This is a genomic window from Streptomyces sp. NPDC002784 (assembly GCF_053592135.1).
On record NZ_JBSFVD010000003.1, the window covers coordinates 76655 to 94424 of the forward strand.

The 17770-nt window shown below is 73.2% G+C and carries 16 protein-coding genes and 2 pseudogenes; 5 read left to right on the plus strand and 13 right to left on the minus strand.

Features of this window, described 5'->3' with window-relative positions:
- Positions 1–4: 4 nt before the first annotated feature.
- The gene (locus ACWD1Z_RS07680; protein ID WP_451116457.1) at positions 5–733 is read right to left on the minus strand and encodes a class I SAM-dependent methyltransferase; all 729 of its coding nucleotides are present in this window, start codon (positions 731–733) and stop codon (positions 5–7) included.
- A gap of 5 nt (positions 734–738) precedes the next feature.
- Positions 739–1302, minus strand: coding sequence for a PadR family transcriptional regulator (locus ACWD1Z_RS07685; protein ID WP_451116459.1), 564 nt, complete (start codon positions 1300–1302; stop codon positions 739–741).
- A gap of 70 nt (positions 1303–1372) precedes the next feature.
- On the opposite strand from ACWD1Z_RS07685, the gene ACWD1Z_RS07690 reads away from it, so the two are divergent.
- From ACWD1Z_RS07690 to ACWD1Z_RS07700, 3 genes and pseudogenes are all read left to right on the plus strand, one after another.
- On the plus strand, positions 1373–1771 hold the full coding sequence (locus ACWD1Z_RS07690; RefSeq protein WP_383309303.1) for a nuclear transport factor 2 family protein: 399 nt from the start codon (positions 1373–1375) through the stop codon (positions 1769–1771).
- Between the two features lie 395 nt (positions 1772–2166).
- Positions 2167–3294, plus strand: a complete 1128-nt coding sequence (rho, locus tag ACWD1Z_RS07695) for a transcription termination factor Rho (protein WP_451116461.1) — start codon at positions 2167–2169, stop codon at positions 3292–3294.
- A gap of 93 nt (positions 3295–3387) precedes the next feature.
- A pseudogene (locus ACWD1Z_RS07700) lies at positions 3388–4305 on the plus strand (D-alanyl-D-alanine carboxypeptidase family protein); the annotation flags it as partial.
- A gap of 38 nt (positions 4306–4343) precedes the next feature.
- Here the strand turns inward: ACWD1Z_RS07700 and ACWD1Z_RS07705 are convergent.
- Entirely contained in the window at positions 4344–5711 is a 1368-nt protein-coding gene (locus tag ACWD1Z_RS07705; RefSeq protein ID WP_451116463.1) for a glycosyltransferase 87 family protein, read from the minus strand.
- Positions 5708–7102 (minus strand): polyprenol phosphomannose-dependent alpha 1,6 mannosyltransferase MptB, encoded by a 1395-nt coding sequence (mptB, locus tag ACWD1Z_RS07710; RefSeq protein WP_451117122.1) that lies wholly within the window; start codon positions 7100–7102, stop codon positions 5708–5710. The genes ACWD1Z_RS07705 and mptB overlap by 4 nt, the downstream gene beginning before the upstream one ends.
- Positions 7103–7223: 121 nt before the next feature.
- Here mptB and ACWD1Z_RS07715 point away from each other — a divergent pair, with 121 nt between their 5' ends.
- Entirely contained in the window at positions 7224–8045 is an 822-nt protein-coding gene (locus ACWD1Z_RS07715) for an MOSC domain-containing protein (RefSeq protein WP_451116465.1), read from the plus strand.
- A 288-nt stretch (positions 8046–8333) separates the two neighbouring features.
- A pseudogene (locus tag ACWD1Z_RS07720) lies at positions 8334–8609 on the plus strand (aldo/keto reductase); the annotation flags it as partial.
- On the opposite strand, the gene ACWD1Z_RS07725 reads toward ACWD1Z_RS07720, so the two are convergent.
- From ACWD1Z_RS07725 to ACWD1Z_RS07765, 9 genes are all read right to left on the minus strand, one after another.
- Positions 8578–9519 (minus strand): glutaminase, encoded by a 942-nt coding sequence (locus tag ACWD1Z_RS07725; RefSeq protein WP_451116466.1) that lies wholly within the window; start codon positions 9517–9519, stop codon positions 8578–8580. The pseudogene ACWD1Z_RS07720 and the gene ACWD1Z_RS07725 overlap by 32 nt on opposite strands.
- A 143-nt stretch (positions 9520–9662) precedes the next feature.
- Positions 9663–10679 carry an asparaginase gene (locus tag ACWD1Z_RS07730; RefSeq protein WP_451116468.1) on the minus strand — a complete coding sequence of 339 codons (1017 nt, stop codon included), beginning with the start codon at positions 10677–10679 and terminating at the stop codon, positions 9663–9665.
- 44 nt (positions 10680–10723) lie between these two features.
- Complete coding sequence (locus ACWD1Z_RS07735) at positions 10724–11392, minus strand: FadR/GntR family transcriptional regulator (protein ID WP_451117124.1); 669 nt, start codon at positions 11390–11392, stop codon at positions 10724–10726.
- 129 nt (positions 11393–11521) lie between these two features.
- On the minus strand, positions 11522–11881 hold the full coding sequence (gene crcB / locus ACWD1Z_RS07740) for a fluoride efflux transporter CrcB (protein ID WP_451116470.1): 360 nt from the start codon (positions 11879–11881) through the stop codon (positions 11522–11524).
- Positions 11878–12390 carry a fluoride efflux transporter CrcB gene (crcB, locus tag ACWD1Z_RS07745; protein WP_451116472.1) on the minus strand — a complete coding sequence of 171 codons (513 nt, stop codon included), beginning with the start codon at positions 12388–12390 and terminating at the stop codon, positions 11878–11880. The genes crcB (ACWD1Z_RS07740) and crcB (ACWD1Z_RS07745) overlap by 4 nt, the downstream gene beginning before the upstream one ends.
- 60 nt (positions 12391–12450) lie before the next feature.
- Positions 12451–13413, minus strand: a complete 963-nt coding sequence (locus ACWD1Z_RS07750) for an SMP-30/gluconolactonase/LRE family protein (RefSeq protein WP_451116474.1) — start codon at positions 13411–13413, stop codon at positions 12451–12453.
- 9 nt (positions 13414–13422) lie between these two features.
- Entirely contained in the window at positions 13423–13710 is a 288-nt protein-coding gene (locus tag ACWD1Z_RS07755; RefSeq protein ID WP_451116475.1) for an ArsR family transcriptional regulator, read from the minus strand.
- Between the two features lie 195 nt (positions 13711–13905).
- Positions 13906–15465 (minus strand): glycoside hydrolase family 53 protein, encoded by a 1560-nt coding sequence (locus ACWD1Z_RS07760; RefSeq protein WP_451116476.1) that lies wholly within the window; start codon positions 15463–15465, stop codon positions 13906–13908.
- A 119-nt stretch (positions 15466–15584) separates the two neighbouring features.
- A complete protein-coding gene (locus ACWD1Z_RS07765; protein ID WP_451116477.1) occupies positions 15585–17606 on the minus strand; it encodes a beta-galactosidase in 2022 nt (673 codons plus the stop codon).
- Positions 17607–17770 lie beyond the last annotated feature (164 nt).

Sequence of the window (17770 nt, forward strand, 5' to 3'; positions counted from 1 at the left end):
CCCCTCACGTCGGCCGGCGCGCCACGATCATCCGGACCCTCGGGCTCCCGTCCCGCCGACGGCCGAACTCGGGCAGGGGCTCCAGGGTCACGGAGAATCCGGCGCGCTCCAGCTCCGGGCGCACCTCGCCCAGCCGGAACGCCCGGTAGTACATGACGAACGGCGGGCGCCACACGGCGTTGCGGACCCGCATCACCGCGTCGAAGCCGAGCAGCGTCCAGTACGCCCGCGAGCCGGGGCGGGGCGGGGCGACGACCGGGAAGACGAACGCCCCGCCGGGCCGCAGGACGGAGTGCACCTGGGCGAACAGGCCCGGCAGTTCGCGTGGCAGGAAGTGCCCGAACGCGCCGAAGCTCACCGCGAGGTCGAAGGCGGGCGCGAACGGCAGGGCGCGGGCGTCGGCGCGGACGCAGGACACCGGCGGCCCGGCGGCGGGGCGGGGGCGCTCGCGGGCGACCGTGAGCATGCCCGCGCTGAAGTCGAGCCCGACGACTGCGCGGCGGCACACGCGCGTGAGGACGTCGACCCCGGCGCCGGTGCCGCAGCACAGGTCGAGCCCGGTGCCGAAGGGCCCCCTGCGCTCCAGCGCCGCGGCGACGGCGTCGAGCACCGAGTCCGGGGTGCGGAAGGGGGTGTGGTCGAACTTCGGGGCGAGCAGGTCGTAGCCGTGTTCGACGGACGACAGTGCCTGGACGGCGAGTTCGCGCAGGGAGGGGCCTTCGGGGCTGAACATCCGCGTCAGCCTAGAGGACTCCGCTGCTTCAGCACGGCGAGAACGCGCTCGCACCAGCCCACGTTGCCGCGCTCGTAGTCGATGCCGGCGAGCAGGGTGAGATAGGGCCCGACGCGGTCGCTCTCGCGCAGGTACTCCTCCTCGGTCCGCCCGGCCAGCAGCCGCTCGCGCACCCGCTCGTAGCGGGCGAGTTTGCCCTGGGACCAGCTCATCCGCTCCTCGATCAGCGCGCGGGCGGGGCCGGGGTCCGCGTCGTCCAGGGCCTGCATCTTGATCATGAGTTCGTCGCGCAGGGCCGCCGGACGGCGCACCGGCTCGGCGGCGAAGGAGCCCAGCTCCTCCCGGCCCGCCTCGGTGAGGGTGAACATCCGCTTGTTGGGCCGCCGTTCCTGCTGCACCACCCGGGCCGCGATCAGGCCGTCCTGCGTCAGGCGCTCCAGCTCCCGGTAGAGCTGCTGGGGGGTCGAGGCCCAGAAGTTCGCGAAGGACACGTCGAACACCTTGGACAGCTCGTATCCCGACGCCTCCCCCTCCAGGAGGGCGGCCAGGACGGCGTACTTCAGCGACATGTGGACAACGCTAGCAGGGGGTGATTAATCTCTTCTGCACCTACTCAAAAAATTGACTATGGAGGCCGCGATGAAGGCGTTCCGCGAGGCGATCGAGGCATGGGACCTCGACGCCGCCGAGGCACTGCTGGCCGAGGACGTCGTCTTCACCAGCCCGGTGGTGTTCAAGCCGTACCCCGGCAAGGCGCTCACGGCCGCGATCCTGCGCGGGGTGGCGCGGGTCTTCGAGGACTTCCGCTACGTCCGGGAGATCGACGACGCGGGCGGCCGGGACCACGCGCTGGTCTTCACCGCGCGGGTGGGCGACCGGGAGATCCAGGGCTGTGACTTCCTCCACGTCAACGAGGACGGCCTGATCGACGAGTTCACCGTCATGGTCCGCCCTCTGTCGGCCGCCCAGGCGCTCCAGGCCGCCATGGCCGCCCAGTTCGAGCAGATCGCCAAGGACGCCGAGGCACGCTCCGCCTGAGCGTCGACCCCTTCGACCGACTTCTCCGCCGCCCTCGCCGTCCGCCACCCGCGGAACAGGCGAGGGCGTCGCCGCGTTGACGCAGGCAGGAGTGACCACCCCGCGGCTTGCCGGTTCGGCCGCGCCTCCCCCTGCTCCACGGAACTCTCGCCAGGCACTGAACCGGCGTGGTACCGTCCTGTCAGCACTTGTGTACGCCCTGTCCAGGGCGCCGGTGCCAGTTCCCCTTCAGTCAGCCGGTGTCGTACCGGCTTCCCCGCCACCTCGTGACCAGCGGTTCCGTCGTACCCGAGGTGCTGTTTCCCGCCGCCCGGAGGCGCTTCGTCCGCCCCGTTCTCGCGGCTCCCCCCTTCCTCGCATGTCCCCTGCCGTACGTCCGTGAAAGGACACCCACCATGACCACCACACTCGAACCCCCCGTACAGAAGACCGCCCCGCAGACCGTCACCGGTGTGCTCGACATCGACGCGAGCGGGAAGGGGCAGCTGCGCACCGGAAGCCTGCTCGCCGCCTCCACCGACCTCCAGGTCTCCCCCGCCCTGATCCGCCGTCACGGCCTGCGCAGGGGCGACCTCGTCGAAGGCGTACGAGGCGACCGGCGGACCCTCGCCGAGGTCGCCCGCGTCAACGGCCGCGCGCCCGAACGCAACCGCCGGAACTTCGGCGACCTGACGCCGCTGCACCCGAGCGAGCGGATCCGCCTCGAACACCCGGCGGCCGGGCTCACCGGGCGCGTCGCCGACCTGATCGCCCCCGTCGGCAAGGGCCAGCGCGGGCTGATCGTCGCCCCGCCCAAGACCGGCAAGACGGTCCTGCTCCAGCAGCTCGCCGCCGCGGTCGCCGGCAACCACCCCGAGGCCCGCCTGATGGTGGTGCTGCTCGACGAACGCCCCGAGGAAGTCACCGACATGCGCCGCTCCGTGCGCGGCGAGGTGTACGCCTCGACGTTCGACCGGGCGCCCAAGGACCACATCGCGCTCGCCGACCTCGTCGTCGAGCGGGCCAAGCGGCTCGTCGAGGCGGGCGAGGACGTGGTGATCCTGCTCGACTCGCTGACCCGGCTGTGCCGGGCGCACAACAACGCGGCCGCCGCCGGTGGCCGCACCCTCAGCGGAGGCGTCGACGCCTCCGCGCTGATCGGCCCCAAGCGCTTCTTCGGCGCCGCCCGCGCGGCCGAGGAGGGCGGCTCGCTCACCATCCTCGCCACCGCCCTGGTCGAGACCGGCTCACGCGCCGACGACTACTTCTTCGAGGAGCTCAAGGGCACCGGCAACATGGAGCTGCGCCTCAGCCGCGACCTCGCCTTCCGCCGCGTCTTCCCGGCCGTCGACCTCAACCCCTCGGGCACCCGCCGCGAGGAACTGCTCCTGAGCCCGGCCGAGTTGACCGGCGTGCGCGGCCTGCGCCGGGCCCTCCAGGGCAAGGACGCCCTGGACACCCTCCTCCAGCGGATGCGCGAGACCCCGGACAACGCGACCTTCCTGCGCCGGATCCAGCCGACGCTGCCCGCGGATCCCGCCTGACCGACCGGGACCGCGTGCGGCATCCGGGTGCTCGCGGGCGACGCTCCGTCCGGGCAGCGCGGCGTGTCGCCGAGCGCTTTCTACGTTGATCATATGAAGATCGGATTCTCTTACCGGGTGACCGTCTCGGCCTGCGTGCTCTGTGTGGCGGGCCTGTGGGGGCTCGCGCCCGCCGCGGCGGCCGACCGGGGCGACACGGGCCCCGCCGCGGCGGCCGACCGGGGTGACGCGGGTCCCGGTGGGGCGGAGCGGACGCGGGGGGTGGCGGTTCCGCCGGCGTCGTTGCTGCACCGTCCCGGTACGCAGGTGCGGCCGCGCGCGGGGGCGCCCCGGGTGCCCCGGGTCTCGGCGCTGTCGTGGGTGGTCGCCGACGCCGGTACCGGTAAGGTGCTCGCCGCGCACGCCGCGCACCGCAGACTGCCGCCCGCCAGCACCCTCAAGGCGCTTTTCGCCCTCACCGTGCTGCCCGCCCTGCCCGGCGGGATCCGGCACACGGTCGACGAGGAGGAGCTGGCGGGTGTCGGTGCGGGCAGCAGCATGGTCGGGGTCGCCGAGGGGCGCACCTACCGGGTGGCCGATCTGTGGAACGGGGTGTTCCTCAACTCCGGAAACGACGCCGTGCACGTCCTGGCGCGGCTGACCGGCGGCTGGCGCGCCACGGCCGCCCGGATGCAGGCCAAGGCCCGGGCGCTCGGCGCCCTCGACACCCGGGTGCTGTCGCCGGACGGCTACGACACACCGGGCCAGGTGTCCTCGGCGTACGACCTCGCGGTGTTCGGCCGGGCGGGGCTGCGCAACAAGGACTTCGCGCGGTACTGCGCCACCGTCGAGGCCAGGTTCCCGGGCCGCGGCGGATGGTCGTACCCCATCCGCAACACCAACCGGCTGCTGACCGGCGCCGACGGGGTCGCCCCCTACCCCGGCCTGATCGGCGTCAAGAACGGCTACACCAGCCGGGCCGGCCACACGCTGGTGTCAGCGGCCCGGAAGGGGAACCGGACCCTCGTCGTCACGGTGATGAACCCTCAGTACGGCGGCGGACTGGCCGTCTACGAGGAGGCCCGGGAGCTGCTGGACTGGGGTTTCGCCGCGGCGGGCCGGGTGGATCCGGTGGGCTCGCTGGACGCGCTGCGGGCCAGGCCCCGGCCGGGGCCCGAGGCGGTGTCCGAGCCGGTGTCCGCGGGGGCCGCCGCGGCGCCGGCGGAGCCGGGCCCGGGCTGGGCCGAGGCCGGGCTGGTGGCGGCCGCCGCCGGGCTCGGCGCCGGGGCCGTCGCGGTCGCCCTGCGGCTCAGGAAGGGCCGGGCGGCCGGGAGTTGACCCACCGGCAGCCACAGCAGCAGACCCAGCGTGATCCAGACGTAGGCGTTGGAGCCGAGGAAGCCGTCGATGCCGGAGGGGTCGTCGAACCACAGCCACACCACGCTCGTGCACAGCACCGCGTACAGGGCGCCCGCGGTGCGCGGGTGCCCGGCGCGGATCAGCACGGCGAACGAGGGCAGCAGCCACACCAGATGGTGCACCCAGGTGATGGGGCTGACCAGACACGCCGTCAGGCCCGTCAGGGCGAAGGCCGCGATCCACTCCCCCGCGGCGACCGCCCGGCTCGCCCGCCACGCCCACACGCACAGCACCAGCAGCACGGCGACCGCCCACAGCGCGCGGTCCGGTGCGCCGAGCCGGGCCAGGACGCCTTGGAGGGACTGGTTGGAGACGTAGTCCAGGCGGCCGATGCGGGTGGTGTCCCACAGGGCCCGCGTCCAGTAGAAGCGCGAGGCGTCCGGGGCCACGCAGGCGGCCAGGGCCGTTGCCCCGAGCGCCACAGCCGTGGCGACCGCGGCCGCCCGCCACCGGCGGGCCAGCAGGAGCAGGCCGATGAAGACGGCGGGCGTGAGTTTGATCGCGGCGGCCAGGCCGATGCCGTAACCCGCCCGGCGCTCCCGTCCGGTGGCCAGGAGCCAGGCGTCCGTCAGCACCAGGGCGAGCAGCACCACGTTGACCTGGCCGAAGCTGAAGGTGTCGCGCAGCGGCTCGAACAGGGCTAGCGCGCAGACGCCGAGCACGCAGCCGAACCAGCCGTGCCGCCGCCAGTCCCGTCCGGCCAGGATGCGCACCACCACGGCCAGCGCGGCCAGGTTGAGCAGCAGAGTGACGACGATGGCGGCGGGCAGGTCCAGCAGGGCCATGGGCAGCATGACGACGGCGGCGAACGGCGGGTAGGTGAAGCCGTACGTCGTACCGGGCACCAGGTAGTCGTAGATGCGTCCGCCGTGGTGGGTCCAGCTGTCCACGGTGCCGTGGTAGACGCGCAGGTCGAACCAGTCGCGCAGCAGCGGCACGGTGGCGGTGAACACCGTCACGGCGGCGACGAGGAGCAGCGCGAGCGGCAGCCGTCCGCGGTCGGTGCGGGGCAGTCTCATGCGGTACGCCCCCGGCCCGGCGCGAGTTCCGCCTGGTGGGCCTGGAACAGCACGACCACCGCGAGCACCCCGCCGGAGACGGCCAGCACCAGCTGGCCGGTGTCCGCCGGGCCCCCGCTGGGCAGGGTGGCGAGCGCCAGTACGCCCGTCACGGCCGCCACCCGGTGCCGCACCGAGGCGCTGGGCGCCGCGGCGGCGATGAGGAACAGGCCCCACAGGGCGTACCAGGGGCGGATCGCGGGACCGAGGGCGGCCACGGCGGCGAGGCTCAGGCCGAGCGCGTACACCGGGCGCGGTCTCAGCCGCAGCCAGATGACCGCGACGGCCACCACGGCCGCGGCGACCCCGAGCGCGTGCCACGCGGGCACGGCCAGGGGTGCCAGGTCGCTGCCGAGCCCTTCCAGAAGGGCGCGGGTGGCGCGGCCGAGGAGGCTGGTGAGCGCCCAGTTGTGCGGCGAGACGGGGGTGTCCAGGGCTCCGATCCAGCCGTATCCGGTACCGGCGACGGCGGTCGCGGCGACCGTCGTGGCGGCGGTGGCCGCCGCGGTCGTCAGCACGGCCCGGGCCGGCGGGCGGCCCGCCCGCACCTGGAGGACGACGACGGCGGCCAGACCGAGCACCGCGGGCGCCTTGACCAGGGCGGCGAGGGTGACGAGTACGGCGCCCAGGACCGGCCACCGGCCGAGCGCGGCGACCAGGCCGAGCCCGAGCAGGCCGAGCATGACGGCGTCGTTGTGGGCCCCGGCGATCAGGTGCAGCAGAACCAGCGGGTTGAGCGCGCCGAGCCACAGGGCGGCGGCCGGATCGGCGCCGCTGTGCCGGGCCAGAGGGGGCAGGGCGGCCGCCATCAGGGCCACCCCGAGCAGGGCGACGAGCCGCATCCCGAAGAGCCCCGCGGGGAGTTCACCGCTGGTCAGCGCCGACAGCGCGGAGGCCAGGGCGAGGAAGACCGGGCCGTACGGCGCTCCCGTGTGCTGCCACAGCGGGGCGACCTCCTCGGCGAGCGGACCGCCGAGCCGGGACGGCCCGTGGGTGTAGACGTCGAGGTGGGCGTCCACCATGGCGCCCTGCGCGAGATAGCTGTACACGTCCCGGCTGAACAGCGGCGGCGCCAGCAGCAGCGGGGCCGCCCACACGGCGAGGGTGACCAGCAGGGCGCGCGGAGCCGGCGGCCCGTCGCCGAGCAGGAGACGGCCCAGCAGTGCCCAGGCCGCTATCAGCAGGACGACGCCGAAGTACACACCGATCAGGCCGAGGGCGGCCTCGGCGGAGGTCGGCGCGAGGAGGTCCCGGACGGGCAGCGCTCCGGCGGTGCCGCCGCCTGCCGCGAGGAAGGCGGTACCGGCCAGTCCGAGCACCTGGCAGCGGCGGAGATCGACGGGAAAGGCCATGGCCAACACGCGGTCAGCGTGTCAACGTCGGGTGGCCGGAAATCGACGCGGTTCCCTCCGGGGGGAAGCCGACGTGTGTCCGGCGCGTGGCAGCCTGGCCACCGACCGGAGGAGGCGGCACATGGCCGATGTCGTGGAACTCTTCTGCTACCCCGTGAAGGGCTGCGCGGGTACGTCGGTGCGTGACGCGCTCCTCACCCCGGCGGGGCCGGCGCACGACCGCAGCTTCATGGTCATCGGCGAGGACGGTGTCTACCGCACCCAGCGCCGCCATCCCCGCCTCGCCCTGATCCGGCCCGCCGTCAGCGCCGACGGCGGCCGGCTCACCCTCGACGCGCGCGGCTCGACCGTGCACATCGACGTGACCACCTCCGCGCCGCGACGCGACGTCGACCTGTTCGGCGAGGTCTTCCGGGGGATCGACCAGGGCGACGAAGCCGCCGGCTGGCTCTCGGAGGTGCTCGGCACCCCCAGCCGTCTGGTCCGGGTGCCCCCGGAGCACGACCGGATCGCCGACGGCTGGACGCCGGGCCCGTCCGGCTACGCCGACAGCAGCGCCGTGCACCTGCTGACCCGGTCCTCCCTCGCCCTGCTCGGTCAGCGGCTGCCCGAGCCGCTGCCGGTGAGCCGCTTCCGGCCGAACATCGTCGTCGGCGGTGACGGCTGGGCGGCCGAACCCCATGCCGAGGACCGCGCGCGCCGCATCACGATCGGCGGGACCGAACTCGGGTACGCCAAGCTCGCGGTGCGCTGCGCGGTCACCCTCGTCGACCAGGAGACCGGCGCACGGCAGGGCAAGGAACCGCTGCGCACGCTTGCGGGCTACCGGCGCGCGGCGAGCGGAGGAGTGGTGTTCGGCGCCAAGTTCTCCGTACTGCGCCCGGGAAAGCTGTCCGTCGGCGACGAGGTGGTCGTCCAGGAGTGGGGCGACGCCGAACGGTAGGCCCCGCTCACCGGAAGCGGGAGCTGGGTACGGGGCCCGAGGACGGCAGGTGGGCGCGGTCGCCCTGGAGCCAGGTCGAAGAGCCCGCCGATGATCTCGGGGCCCACCTCGTTCAGGTCGTACGCCACGACCACGGTGTCCGCCCGCTCGGGGTCGAAGGGCAGTGCCGGAAGTCCGAGCACCTCGGCCGCGGCCAGACCCAGGATCCGGCTGCCGCGGTCGGGCAGCAGGGACACCGACGTGGGCCGTGCGCCGACGGCGGCCAGCACCGTCCTCAGCCGCAGCAGGCCGTGCGGCCCCCTGAGCGGTGGCCTGAGCGGCCTCGGCGGGGAGCGCATGGCCAAGGTCGCCGGCCGGCACGGGGCCACGGTTCCGCAGATCGCCCTGGCCTGGCTGCTCGCCCGCTCCCCCGTCACCCTGGCCATTCCCGGCACCGGTTCCCTCGCCCACCTGGAGGAGAACACCGCGGCCGGGTCGATCGTCCTCACCGAGGAAGACCTGGCCGACCTGGCGGCGGAGCGGACCGCGCCGGTCAGAACACCGACAGACCGGTCAGCGTCGTGAAGCGGTCCAGCGCCGCGACGCCCGCCACCGAGTTGCCGCGCTCGTCGAGGCCCGGGCTCCATACGCACAGCGTGCAGCGCCCGGGCACGACGGCGATGATGCCGCCGCCCACCCCGCTCTTGCCGGGCAGGCCCACGCGGTAGGCGAAGTCGCCCGCCGCGTCGTACGTCCCGCAGGTCAGCATCACGGCGTTGACCTGCTTGGCCTGGCTGCGGGTCAGCAGCCGGGAGCCGTCGGCGCGGACGCCGTGCCGGGCGAGGAAGCCGGTGGCCAGGGCGAGGTCGGCGCAGGAGGCGCGGATCGAGCACTGGCGGAAGTACTGGTCGAGCAGGGCCGGTACGGGGTTGTCGATGTTGCCATAGGAGGCCATGAAGTGGGCCAGGGCGGCGTTGCGGTCGCCGTGCGCGGCCTCGGAGGCGGCGACGTCCGTGTCGAAGTCCAGCGTCGGGTCGCCGCTCTCCGCGCGCAGGAAGGACAGCAGTTCGCCCGCCGCGTCGCCGGTACGGGTCTGGAGGCGGTCGGTGACGACGAGGGCGCCGGCGTTGATGAACGGGTTGCGCGGGATGCCGTTCTCGTACTCCAGCTGCACCAGCGAGTTGAAGGGGTTGCCGGAGGGCTCGCGGCCCACGTGCTCCCACAGTGCGTCGCCCTCACGGGCCAGGTCCAGGGCGAGGGTGAAGACCTTGGTGATGGACTGGGTGGAGAAGGGCTGGCGCCACTCCCCCACTCCGTACACCGTGCCGTCGAGTTCGGCGACGGCCATGCCGAAACTGCGCGGGTCGCAGGCCGCGAGCGCCGGGATGTAGTCGGCGGCACGGCCACGGCCCGGGGTACGCCCGATCTCGTCGGCGATGCGCTCCAGGACCGGCTGGAAGGTCTGGGACGACGGTGCAACGCTCATGATCACCATTGTGCCTCCGGGCCGGTCGGCGAGGCCGGGCAGGCCGGGCAGGCCGGGCCGGACGTCACCCAGCGGCGAAGGGCTTGGGGCGCTCCCCAGAGGCGCCGGGAACTACACGACCAACCACGTACGCCCCAGAGGCCGGCCACACCCTAGACGCACGGCGCGACAGCGACCGGCTCCAGCGACCGCACCGGCCGCACACACCCCACCGCCCGGCCGCCCCCGAGCAGCGCCTCGCCCTGGAACTCGGTGAGCAGCGACGGATCGACCCCGGCCCGCGCGAGCGCCGCCGCCGCGACCGGGACCCGCGCCCGGTTCGCCCCGTCGGAGATCTTCACGGCGACCGCCCGCCCGTCGGGCAGCGCGGCGACCTGCACGCCCTCGAAGCCGTCCTTCGCCAGCAGCCCGGGCACGGCCCGCATCAGCGCCGCCACGTCCCGCCCGGTGCCGGAGGCCATCTCCGCGTGCTCCCGCACGGCGTCGGCGATCCGCGCCTCGGGCGTGCCCGGCGCGGCGGCCGCGATCCGGGCCGCGGCCCGGGCCAGCCCGTGCAGCGAGACGGAGAACAGCGGAGCCCCGCAGCCGTCCACCGTCACCTGCGCGATGCGCTGGCCGGTCAGATCCTCGACGATCTCGGCGATCGCCTGCTGGAGCGGGTGCCCGGGGTCGAGGTACCCCTCCAGCGGCCACCCGTTCAACCGGCAGGTGTACAGCATCGCCGCGTGCTTGCCGGAGCAGTTCTGGGCAAGGCGCGAGGGCAGCCGCCCCTCCCGCACCCAGGCGTCCCGGACCACCGGGTCGAACGGCATGTCCGGCACGTTGCGCAGGTCGCTCTCGGAGACACCGGCCAGTTCGAGGATCCGCCGGGTACCGGCAAGGTGCCGCTCCTCGCCCGAGTGGCTGGCCGCGGCGAGCGAGAGCAGCTCGCCGTCGAGCGGCAGCCCGGCGCGGACCATGGCGACGGCCTGCACGGGCTTGAGCGCCGAGCGCGGATAGAACGCGGCCTCGATGTCGCCGAGCTGGAGGCGGACCTCGCCCCCGGTGCCGAGCACGACGACCGAGCCGTAGTGGATGCCTTCCACGACTCCGCCGCGTATGAGGTGGGCGACGGGGGCGTGCAGGGGCTCACGGAGGAGGGGTGCGTCCGGGAGGGAGGTGCTGTACATCACTGCCTGTTTCCTGGGGTGGTGGGCGGCGGCCGGGGCGCGGGTCACGCGTCGGCCTGCCGGGGTGCCGTGCGCGCCGGGCGCACGATGTCCGTGAGGGTGGTCGCGACGCGGTCGAGGTGATGCGCCATCGCCTCGGTGGCTTCCTGCTCGGAACCGGCGATCAGTGCCTCGACGATCGCCCGGTGCTCGCGGTTGGACTGCTCGCGGCGGCCGCCCAGTTCGTTGAGGAAGGCCGACTGGCGTGCCAGGGCGTCCCGGATCTCCTCGATGACCCGGCGGAAGACCGGGTTCTGGGCGGCCTCGGCCACGGCGAGGTGGAAGAGGGTGTCCATCGCGACCCACGCGGTGGTGTCCGTCTCGCGTTCCATGCGGTCGAGCAGATGGGCCAGGTGGTCGAGGTTGTCCGGGGTGCGGCGCCGGGCCGCGTATCCGGCGACCGGGATCTCGACGTGCCGGCGCACCTCCAGCAGATCGCTGGCCGCGTAGTCGCCGAAGGTCGGGTCCTCGACGGCGGAGGCGACGACGAAGGTGCCCTTGCCGGTCCTGGAGACGGTCAGGCCCATGGTCTGCAGCGCCCGGAGGGCCTCGCGCAGCACGGGTCGGCTGATCTCCAGGGTGCGGCACAGCTCCGCCTCGGAGGGGAGCTTGTCGCCCACGGCGTACTCGCCGCGTTCGATGGCGGAGCGCAGATGCGCGAGCACCGCCTCCATGGCGCTGACGCGCCGGGGAGGCTGTCCGGCTGTCCGGCTGTCTGACAGGTTCACGGGAGTGATGGTCCGTATGGCGGAGGGTGCTGTCAAGGCGGAGGGTGCTTCAAGACGCGCCCGCCCCACTGCGGGTCAACCCCACAGCGCTCCGGCGAGCCATGCGCCCGCGAAGGCGGCGCCGAGGCCGACGACCACGCTCCCGGCGATGTTGCCGAGGGCGTACAGCCCGGCCCCCGTCTCGGTCAGCCGCAGGGTGTCGTAGGAGAAGGTCGAGTACGTGGTCAGCGCCCCGCACAGACCGGTGCCGAGCAGCAGCTGGAGGTGGGGGCTCGTGGCGCCGGTGAGCAGGCCGAGGGCCAGGCAGCCGGTGATGTTGACCGCGAGGGTGCCCCAGGGGAACACCGAGTCGTGGCGGGACCGCACGGCGCGGTCGGTGAGGTAGCGCAGCGGGGCGCCGACCATGGCGCCCGCGACGACGAGCAGCCAGTTCACGAGGGGTTCCCCCCTTCGGTGGGGCCGGCCTCGTCCTCCCTGGTCGACCCCTCGCGGCCGCTGTGCCGCCGCACGACCCGGCGGGTCGTCGCCGCGCCGAGCCAGACCGCCGTGAGGGCCGCGAGGAGGGTCGCGGCGAGGTAGGCCAGGCCCGTGCCGGGGTGGCCGGAGTCGAGCAGCTTCCGGATGTCGACGGCGTACGTCGAGAAGGTGGTGAAGCCGCCGAGGACGCCGGTGGCGACGAAGGGGCGTACCAGGCGAGGGGCGCTCCACGCCTCGGTGATGATCACCATGAACACGCCGATCACGGTGCAGCCGATGACGTTGGTCCAGAAGGTCGCCCAGGGGAATCCGCCGGGCCTGAGCGGCCACCACAGGGAGAGGGCGTACCGGCCGGTGGCCCCGAGGGCGCCGCCGAGCGCGATCACGGCGAGGACGGGTGCCTGGCCGCGCAGAACGGGCGGTCTCGGGGTGCGGGCGGCCCGCGGCTCGGTGTCCGAGGCTGACATGGTCGTACGTCTCCTGCCGGGACGGCCCGGTGCGGGCCGGTCAACAGGGTAACGCCGGGCTCATTTCGCGGCGGGCGGCTCGCACAGGGCGACTCCGCGCTCCCACAGGCTGCCCAGGACGAGGTGGCCCGCGGCCTCGCAGACGCTGGTCACCATGCGGAAGCGGGAGTGGCGGCGGGCCAGGTGGTGGCGGACCGCGCCGGTGTCGTCGACGGCGAGGACGCCGATCGTTCCGGTGGGACGGAAGGGGGCGCGCACCGCGACCCGGGCGGCGGCGCGGCGGACGGCGGGCGTGGCGCGGTGCAGCAGATCGAGGGGTGGCACGCGCGGGCCGGCGAGGGCGACCCAGAGGGGGCCGTCCGGGGTGCCGCGCCAGAGGTTGTCGGGCATGCCGGGGAGGTGCTCGACGAAGGGTTCGGCGCGGCCCGCCTTCGGTCCGGTGAGCCAGTAGCGGGTCAGGCGGCAGGCGCCGGTCTCGGCGACGACCAGGAAGGACTCGTCGGCGCTCGGGGCGAGGCCGTTGGCGAACCGGAGTCCGTCCAGGAGGACTTCGGGGGCGTCCGCGCCGGGTGCCAGGCGCAGGAGGCGGCCGGTTCCGGTGTCTTCGGTCAGGTCGCCGATCCAGTGCTCCAGGGGGTAGCGGCGGCTGGAGACGGTGAAGCAGACGCTGCCGTCGGCGAGCGCCACGGCGTTGCTGGCGAAGCGCAGCCGCTCCCCCGCCACCGAGTCGGCGAGGATGCGGACGGTGCCGTCGGTGAGGTCGACGCGGAGCAGTCCCTGCTCGGCGTCGCACACCAGCAGCGTGTCGTCGGTGAGGAGTTCCAGGCCGAGCGGGCGGCCGCCGGTCTCGGCGAGCACGCGGACGCGGACCTGGCCGGGGTCCGCCAGTCCGTCGAGTCTGAGGATGCGGCCGTCCTCGACGCCGGTGAGGACCTGGCCGCGGGAGTCGGCGACCACGTCCTCGGGGCCACGGCCGCCGATCGCGACGTACCGGTGCGGGACGAGGGTGCGGGGACGGTTCATGCGCTCCCTCTACCAGCCCTTCTCGAAGATGCGCGCGACCTCGGCGATCCGCACCTCGTCGCGCCGGTAGTAGGTGCGCCGCCGGATCCGCCGGGTGCGCAGCAGGCCGACGCAGGCGAGCAGGCTCAGATGGGTGTCGGCGACCGGAGGGGCCACCCCGAGTTTGTGGGCGACGGCGTCGGAGGTGACGCCGTCCTCGACGAGGTCGCCGTGCGGCTGGGCCGGGAAGTGCGCGGCCGGATCCTTCAGCCACTCCAGGATGTCCAGACGCCTCGTGCTCACCGGTGTCCTCAACATCGTGATCCCTCCGTCCGGTCCTCCTCGTAGCGCGTGTTCCCCACTGTTCCGCAGTCGATGCCGACATGTCCGGCACTCACCGCGTAATGGCCGGTAGCGAACTGTCGTGCGATCCCGAGGCGTTCGGGCTGGCGGGTACGAGCAAGGCCCGGCCGCGCGTTCCCGCGGCCGGGCCCCGTTTCTCTTCCGGCGGGGTCAGCGGTGGCTGAACCAGGCCATCGCCGGGAGCGCCCTGTCGTCGTAGCCGAACAGGGCCTGGTTCTCCCAGCCGTTGCCGGAGGAGGGGTCGGTGGGGTCCCAGCCGTTGCCGGTGACCGCGGTCCAGGTCGACTCCCAGTAGAAGACGCCGAGTCCGCGGCCGTTGGGGACGGCCTCCACGATGCTCGCGATGTCGTTCATCCAGCGGGTCTGGCCGGCCGGGGTGGCGGGGTAGCCGGGGACCAGTTCGCTGTCGAGGTCGATGATGTTCTCGTGCGTGTCCTCGCTGTCCAGGCGGAAGGGGTAGGCCGTCTCGGCGACGAAGACCGGCTTGCCGTAGCGGCCGGCCGCGTCGTCCAGGGTGGTCTGGAAGTCGTGCAGCGTGCCGTGCCAGTAGCCGTAGTAGGACAGGCCGATGACGTCGAACTTGACGCCGTTCGCGACCGCGCTGTCGAACCACCAGCGGGTGCCGGAGAGGTCACCGCCCTTGGCGAGGTGCAGCGCCACTCGGGTGGTGGAGTTGACCGCCTTGACCGCGTCGTAGCCGGAGTTGAGCAGACCGGCGAGCTGCGACCAGTTGCTGGTGGAGCCCTCGGACCACAGCATGCCGCCGTTGATCTCGTTGCCGACCTGGACCATGTCGGCGGTGGTGCCCTGCGCCTTGAGCGCGTTCAGGACGTCGTACGTGTGCTGGTACACGTCCGTCTTGAGCTGGCTGTAGGAGTGTCCCGCCCAGGCGGCCGGCTTGCTCTGGGCGCCCGGGTCGGCCCAGGTGTCCGAGTAGTGGAAGTCCACCAGCAGCTTCATGCCCTGCGCCTTGACACGCTTGGCCAGGGCGAGGACCCGGGCCTTGTTGTTGTAGCCGTCGGCCGGGTTCACCCAGACCTTCACGCGGGCGTAGTTCTGTCCGGCGGACTTCAGGACGGCGAGCGGATCGGCGAGCGCCCCGGAGCTGGTGCGGTAAGTGCCGCCCAGCGCTTCGCTCTTGGGGATCGAGGAGACGTCGGAACCCTTGATCGAGGTACTGGACGTACCGGAGGCGAAGGTCAGGTCGTCGACGTTGATCCAGTTGCCCGCGTTCGCGTCACTGTTGACGCTGATGGTGCACTGGTTGCTCGTCACATTGACCGGCACGACGATCCGGATCCACCCACTGGCGGACACCGGCAGCTGCGTGCGCTGCTCCGCGCCGCCGCAGTTCTTGAGGGCTAGGTAGGCGGAGTTCTGCCCGCCGCCGGAGCGGACCCAGGCGGTGAGCTTGTAATTGCCGTTGGTGAGCCCGGACAGGTACTGGTAGGTCTCCACCTTGTAGGCGGAGGACGACCAGTGGCTCAGCCGGTAACTCCCGCCGTGACCGCCGGACTCCACGAAGGAGGCCGCGGTCGAACCGTACTCGGACCAGCCGGACGGGGTGGCGGCGCCCGCGCCGTCGGACTCGAAACCGCCGTTGGTGAGGGTGCTCGCCGCCTGGGCGCTCTGCGCGGGAAGGGCGGTGAGGGCGAGCCCGGCCGCGAGCGGCAGCAGCAGGGCCTTTAGGGTGCGTCTGGGATGGAACATCTTCGTCCGTCGTCCCTTCGACGTGGATGGGGATGGGGGTTCCCTCGCCCGGGATCAGCGGGCGGGGGCGCCCCTCCGCCCGCGGCTCTCGTGGCACGCGCGGGCGGAGGGGAGTCGGTTCAGCCGTCGAGCCGGACGACCCGGACGGTTCCGGCGGGCACGTCGAGGCGCCCCGCGGCCCGTTCGCCGGTGAGCAGTTCGGTGCCGTGCGTCTCCAGCGGCACCTTGGCGTCCGACGGGCTGTGATTGATCGCGAACAGGTAGCTGCCCGACTCGCCGGTGCGGCGCACCACCTCGACGTCGTGCGGGAGGTCGGCGCGCGGGGCGATCCGCGCGTCCTCGGCGGCCCGGCCGAGCAGGGCGTCCAGGCCGTGCGCGTCGAGGCGGGTGGACACGTACCAGGCGGTGCCCTCGCCGCGCCGGTTCCGGGTGACCGCCGGGCGGCCCGCGGTGAGTCCGTCGGCGTACGTCCACACCGTCTCGGCCGCGCCGGGCACCACGACCTCGCTCCACACGTCGCCGGTGAGCTCGGCGCCGTCCGGGCCGGTGACCCGGACCGTGTCGCCCTGGAGCAGCGGCGAGAACTCCTCGACGGTCAGGCCCAGGACGTCACGCAGCGGTCCGGGGTAGGCGCCCTCGTGCACGGCGTCGTACTCGTCGACGATGCCGGAGAAGTACGACACGACGAGGGTGCCGCCGTTGTCGACGTACTGCGTGAGGTTGCGCCCGGCCGCCTCCGTCAGCAGGTAGAGGGCGGGGACGACGACCAGGGGGTAGGCCGACAGGTCGGCCTCCGGGTGGGCGAAGTCGACCGTGAGGTGGCGGTCGTAGAGGGCCTCGTAGAAGGCGTCGGCGCGTTCGCGTGCGTCGTGGTCCTCGCTGGGGCGCCAGTCGAGGCTCTGCGCCCACCAGGAGTGCCAGTCCCACAGGACGGCCACGTCGGCCTGCGTCCGGGTGCCCCGGATCGGGTTCAACGCGTCGAGGGACGCGCCGAGTTCGACGACCTCCCGCCAGATGCGGGTGTCGGTGCCGCCGTGCGGGACCATCGCCGAGTGGAACTTCTCGGCGCCGCGCCGGGACTGGCGCCACTGGAAGAACATCGCGCCCTCGGAGCCGCGTGCCACATGGGCGAGGGAGTTGCGGGCCATCTGGCCGGGGGCCTTGGCGGGGTTGCGGGGCTGCCAGTTGACGCCCGAGGTGGAGTGCTCCAGCAGGATCCAGGGCGCTCCCCCGGCCACCGAGCGGGTCAGGTCGGCGGCCATGGCGAGGTTGACGTGGGTGCGGCGGCCGTCGGTGATCAGGTAGTGGTCGTTGGTGACGATGTCGACCTCGCGGCCCCAGGCCCAGTAGTCGATCGAGTCGCACTGGCTGAGGGCGGTCATGAAGTTGGTGGTCACCGGGACGCCGGGGCTGAGGCGGTGCAGGATGTCCCGCTCCATCCGGAAGTTCTCGCGCAGGGTGGCGTCGGCGAAGCGGCGGTAGTCCAGCGCCTGGGCCGGGTTGCCGACGGTCGGTGTGGTGCGCGGCGGGTTGATCTGCGCGAAGTCGGTGTAGCGCTGGCCCCAGAAGGCGGTGCCCCAGGCCTCGTTCACCGCCTCCAGGGTGCCGTACGTCGTCTCCAGCCAGCGGCGGAAGTGGGCGGCGCAGGAGTCGCAGTAGCAGGCCGAGACGGGGACGCCGTACTCGTTGTGCACGTGCCACATCGCCAGGGCGGGGTGGCCGGCGTAGCGCTCGGCGAGCCGGGTGGTGATGTTCGCGGCGGCGGCGCGGTAGTCGGGGTTGCTGGGGCAGATGGCGCCGCGGGAGCCGAACTCGTAGCGCACGCCGTCGGCGGTCACCGGCAGGGCCTCGGGGTGTTCCCGGTAGAACCAGACGGGCGGGACGACGGTGGGGGTGCCGAGGTCGACGCGGATGCCGCCTGCGTGCAGCAGGTCGAGCAGGCGGTCCAGCCAGCCGAAGTCGTACTGCCCGCGCGCGGGTTCCAGCAGCGCCCAGGAGAAGATCCCGGCGCTCACCATGGTGACGCCGGCCTCCCGCATCAGCCGGACGTCCTCCTGCCAGACGCTCTCCGGCCACTGCTCGGGGTTGTAGTCCCCACCGAAGGCGAGCCTGGCGAGGCCCTTGGGGGTGGTCTCCGGCATGGATTCTCTCCCGGGTAATCGATCATTTGGGAACGTGCACACACACCCTCGGTGGTGCGAGCCCAACATAACCGCACAGCAACAACCATTGACAAGTGTCCGGGATGTTTCTCTACTGTGAACGCTCACAGAAGCATGGCAGGTTCTCGCAGCAGGCGGGAACC

Excerpts from the sequence above, each read along its gene's own strand:
- ACWD1Z_RS07765 (WP_451116477.1), bottom strand. The coding sequence starts at position 17,606 with ATGCCGGAGACCACCCCCAAGGGCCTCGCCAGGCTCGCCTTCGGTGGG.
- mptB (WP_451117122.1), bottom strand. The coding sequence starts at position 7,102 with ATGGCCTTTCCCGTCGATCTCCGCCGCTGCCAGGTGCTCGGACTGGCC.
- ACWD1Z_RS07750 (WP_451116474.1), bottom strand. The coding sequence starts at position 13,413 with ATGAACCGTCCCCGCACCCTCGTCCCGCACCGGTACGTCGCGATCGGC.
- ACWD1Z_RS07685 (WP_451116459.1), bottom strand. The coding sequence starts at position 1,302 with ATGTCGCTGAAGTACGCCGTCCTGGCCGCCCTCCTGGAGGGGGAGGCG.
- rho (WP_451116461.1), top strand. The coding sequence starts at position 2,167 with ATGACCACCACACTCGAACCCCCCGTACAGAAGACCGCCCCGCAGACC.
- ACWD1Z_RS07725 (WP_451116466.1), bottom strand. The coding sequence starts at position 9,519 with ATGGTGATCATGAGCGTTGCACCGTCGTCCCAGACCTTCCAGCCGGTC.
- ACWD1Z_RS07690 (WP_383309303.1), top strand. The coding sequence starts at position 1,373 with ATGAAGGCGTTCCGCGAGGCGATCGAGGCATGGGACCTCGACGCCGCC.
- ACWD1Z_RS07715 (WP_451116465.1), top strand. The coding sequence starts at position 7,224 with ATGGCCGATGTCGTGGAACTCTTCTGCTACCCCGTGAAGGGCTGCGCG.
- ACWD1Z_RS07730 (WP_451116468.1), bottom strand. The coding sequence starts at position 10,679 with ATGTACAGCACCTCCCTCCCGGACGCACCCCTCCTCCGTGAGCCCCTG.
- ACWD1Z_RS07705 (WP_451116463.1), bottom strand. The coding sequence starts at position 5,711 with ATGAGACTGCCCCGCACCGACCGCGGACGGCTGCCGCTCGCGCTGCTC.
- ACWD1Z_RS07755 (WP_451116475.1), bottom strand. The coding sequence starts at position 13,710 with ATGTTGAGGACACCGGTGAGCACGAGGCGTCTGGACATCCTGGAGTGG.
- ACWD1Z_RS07680 (WP_451116457.1), bottom strand. The coding sequence starts at position 733 with ATGTTCAGCCCCGAAGGCCCCTCCCTGCGCGAACTCGCCGTCCAGGCA.
- ACWD1Z_RS07735 (WP_451117124.1), bottom strand. The coding sequence starts at position 11,392 with ATGGAGGCGGTGCTCGCGCATCTGCGCTCCGCCATCGAACGCGGCGAG.
- ACWD1Z_RS07760 (WP_451116476.1), bottom strand. The coding sequence starts at position 15,465 with ATGTTCCATCCCAGACGCACCCTAAAGGCCCTGCTGCTGCCGCTCGCG.
- crcB (WP_451116472.1), bottom strand. The coding sequence starts at position 12,390 with ATGTCAGCCTCGGACACCGAGCCGCGGGCCGCCCGCACCCCGAGACCG.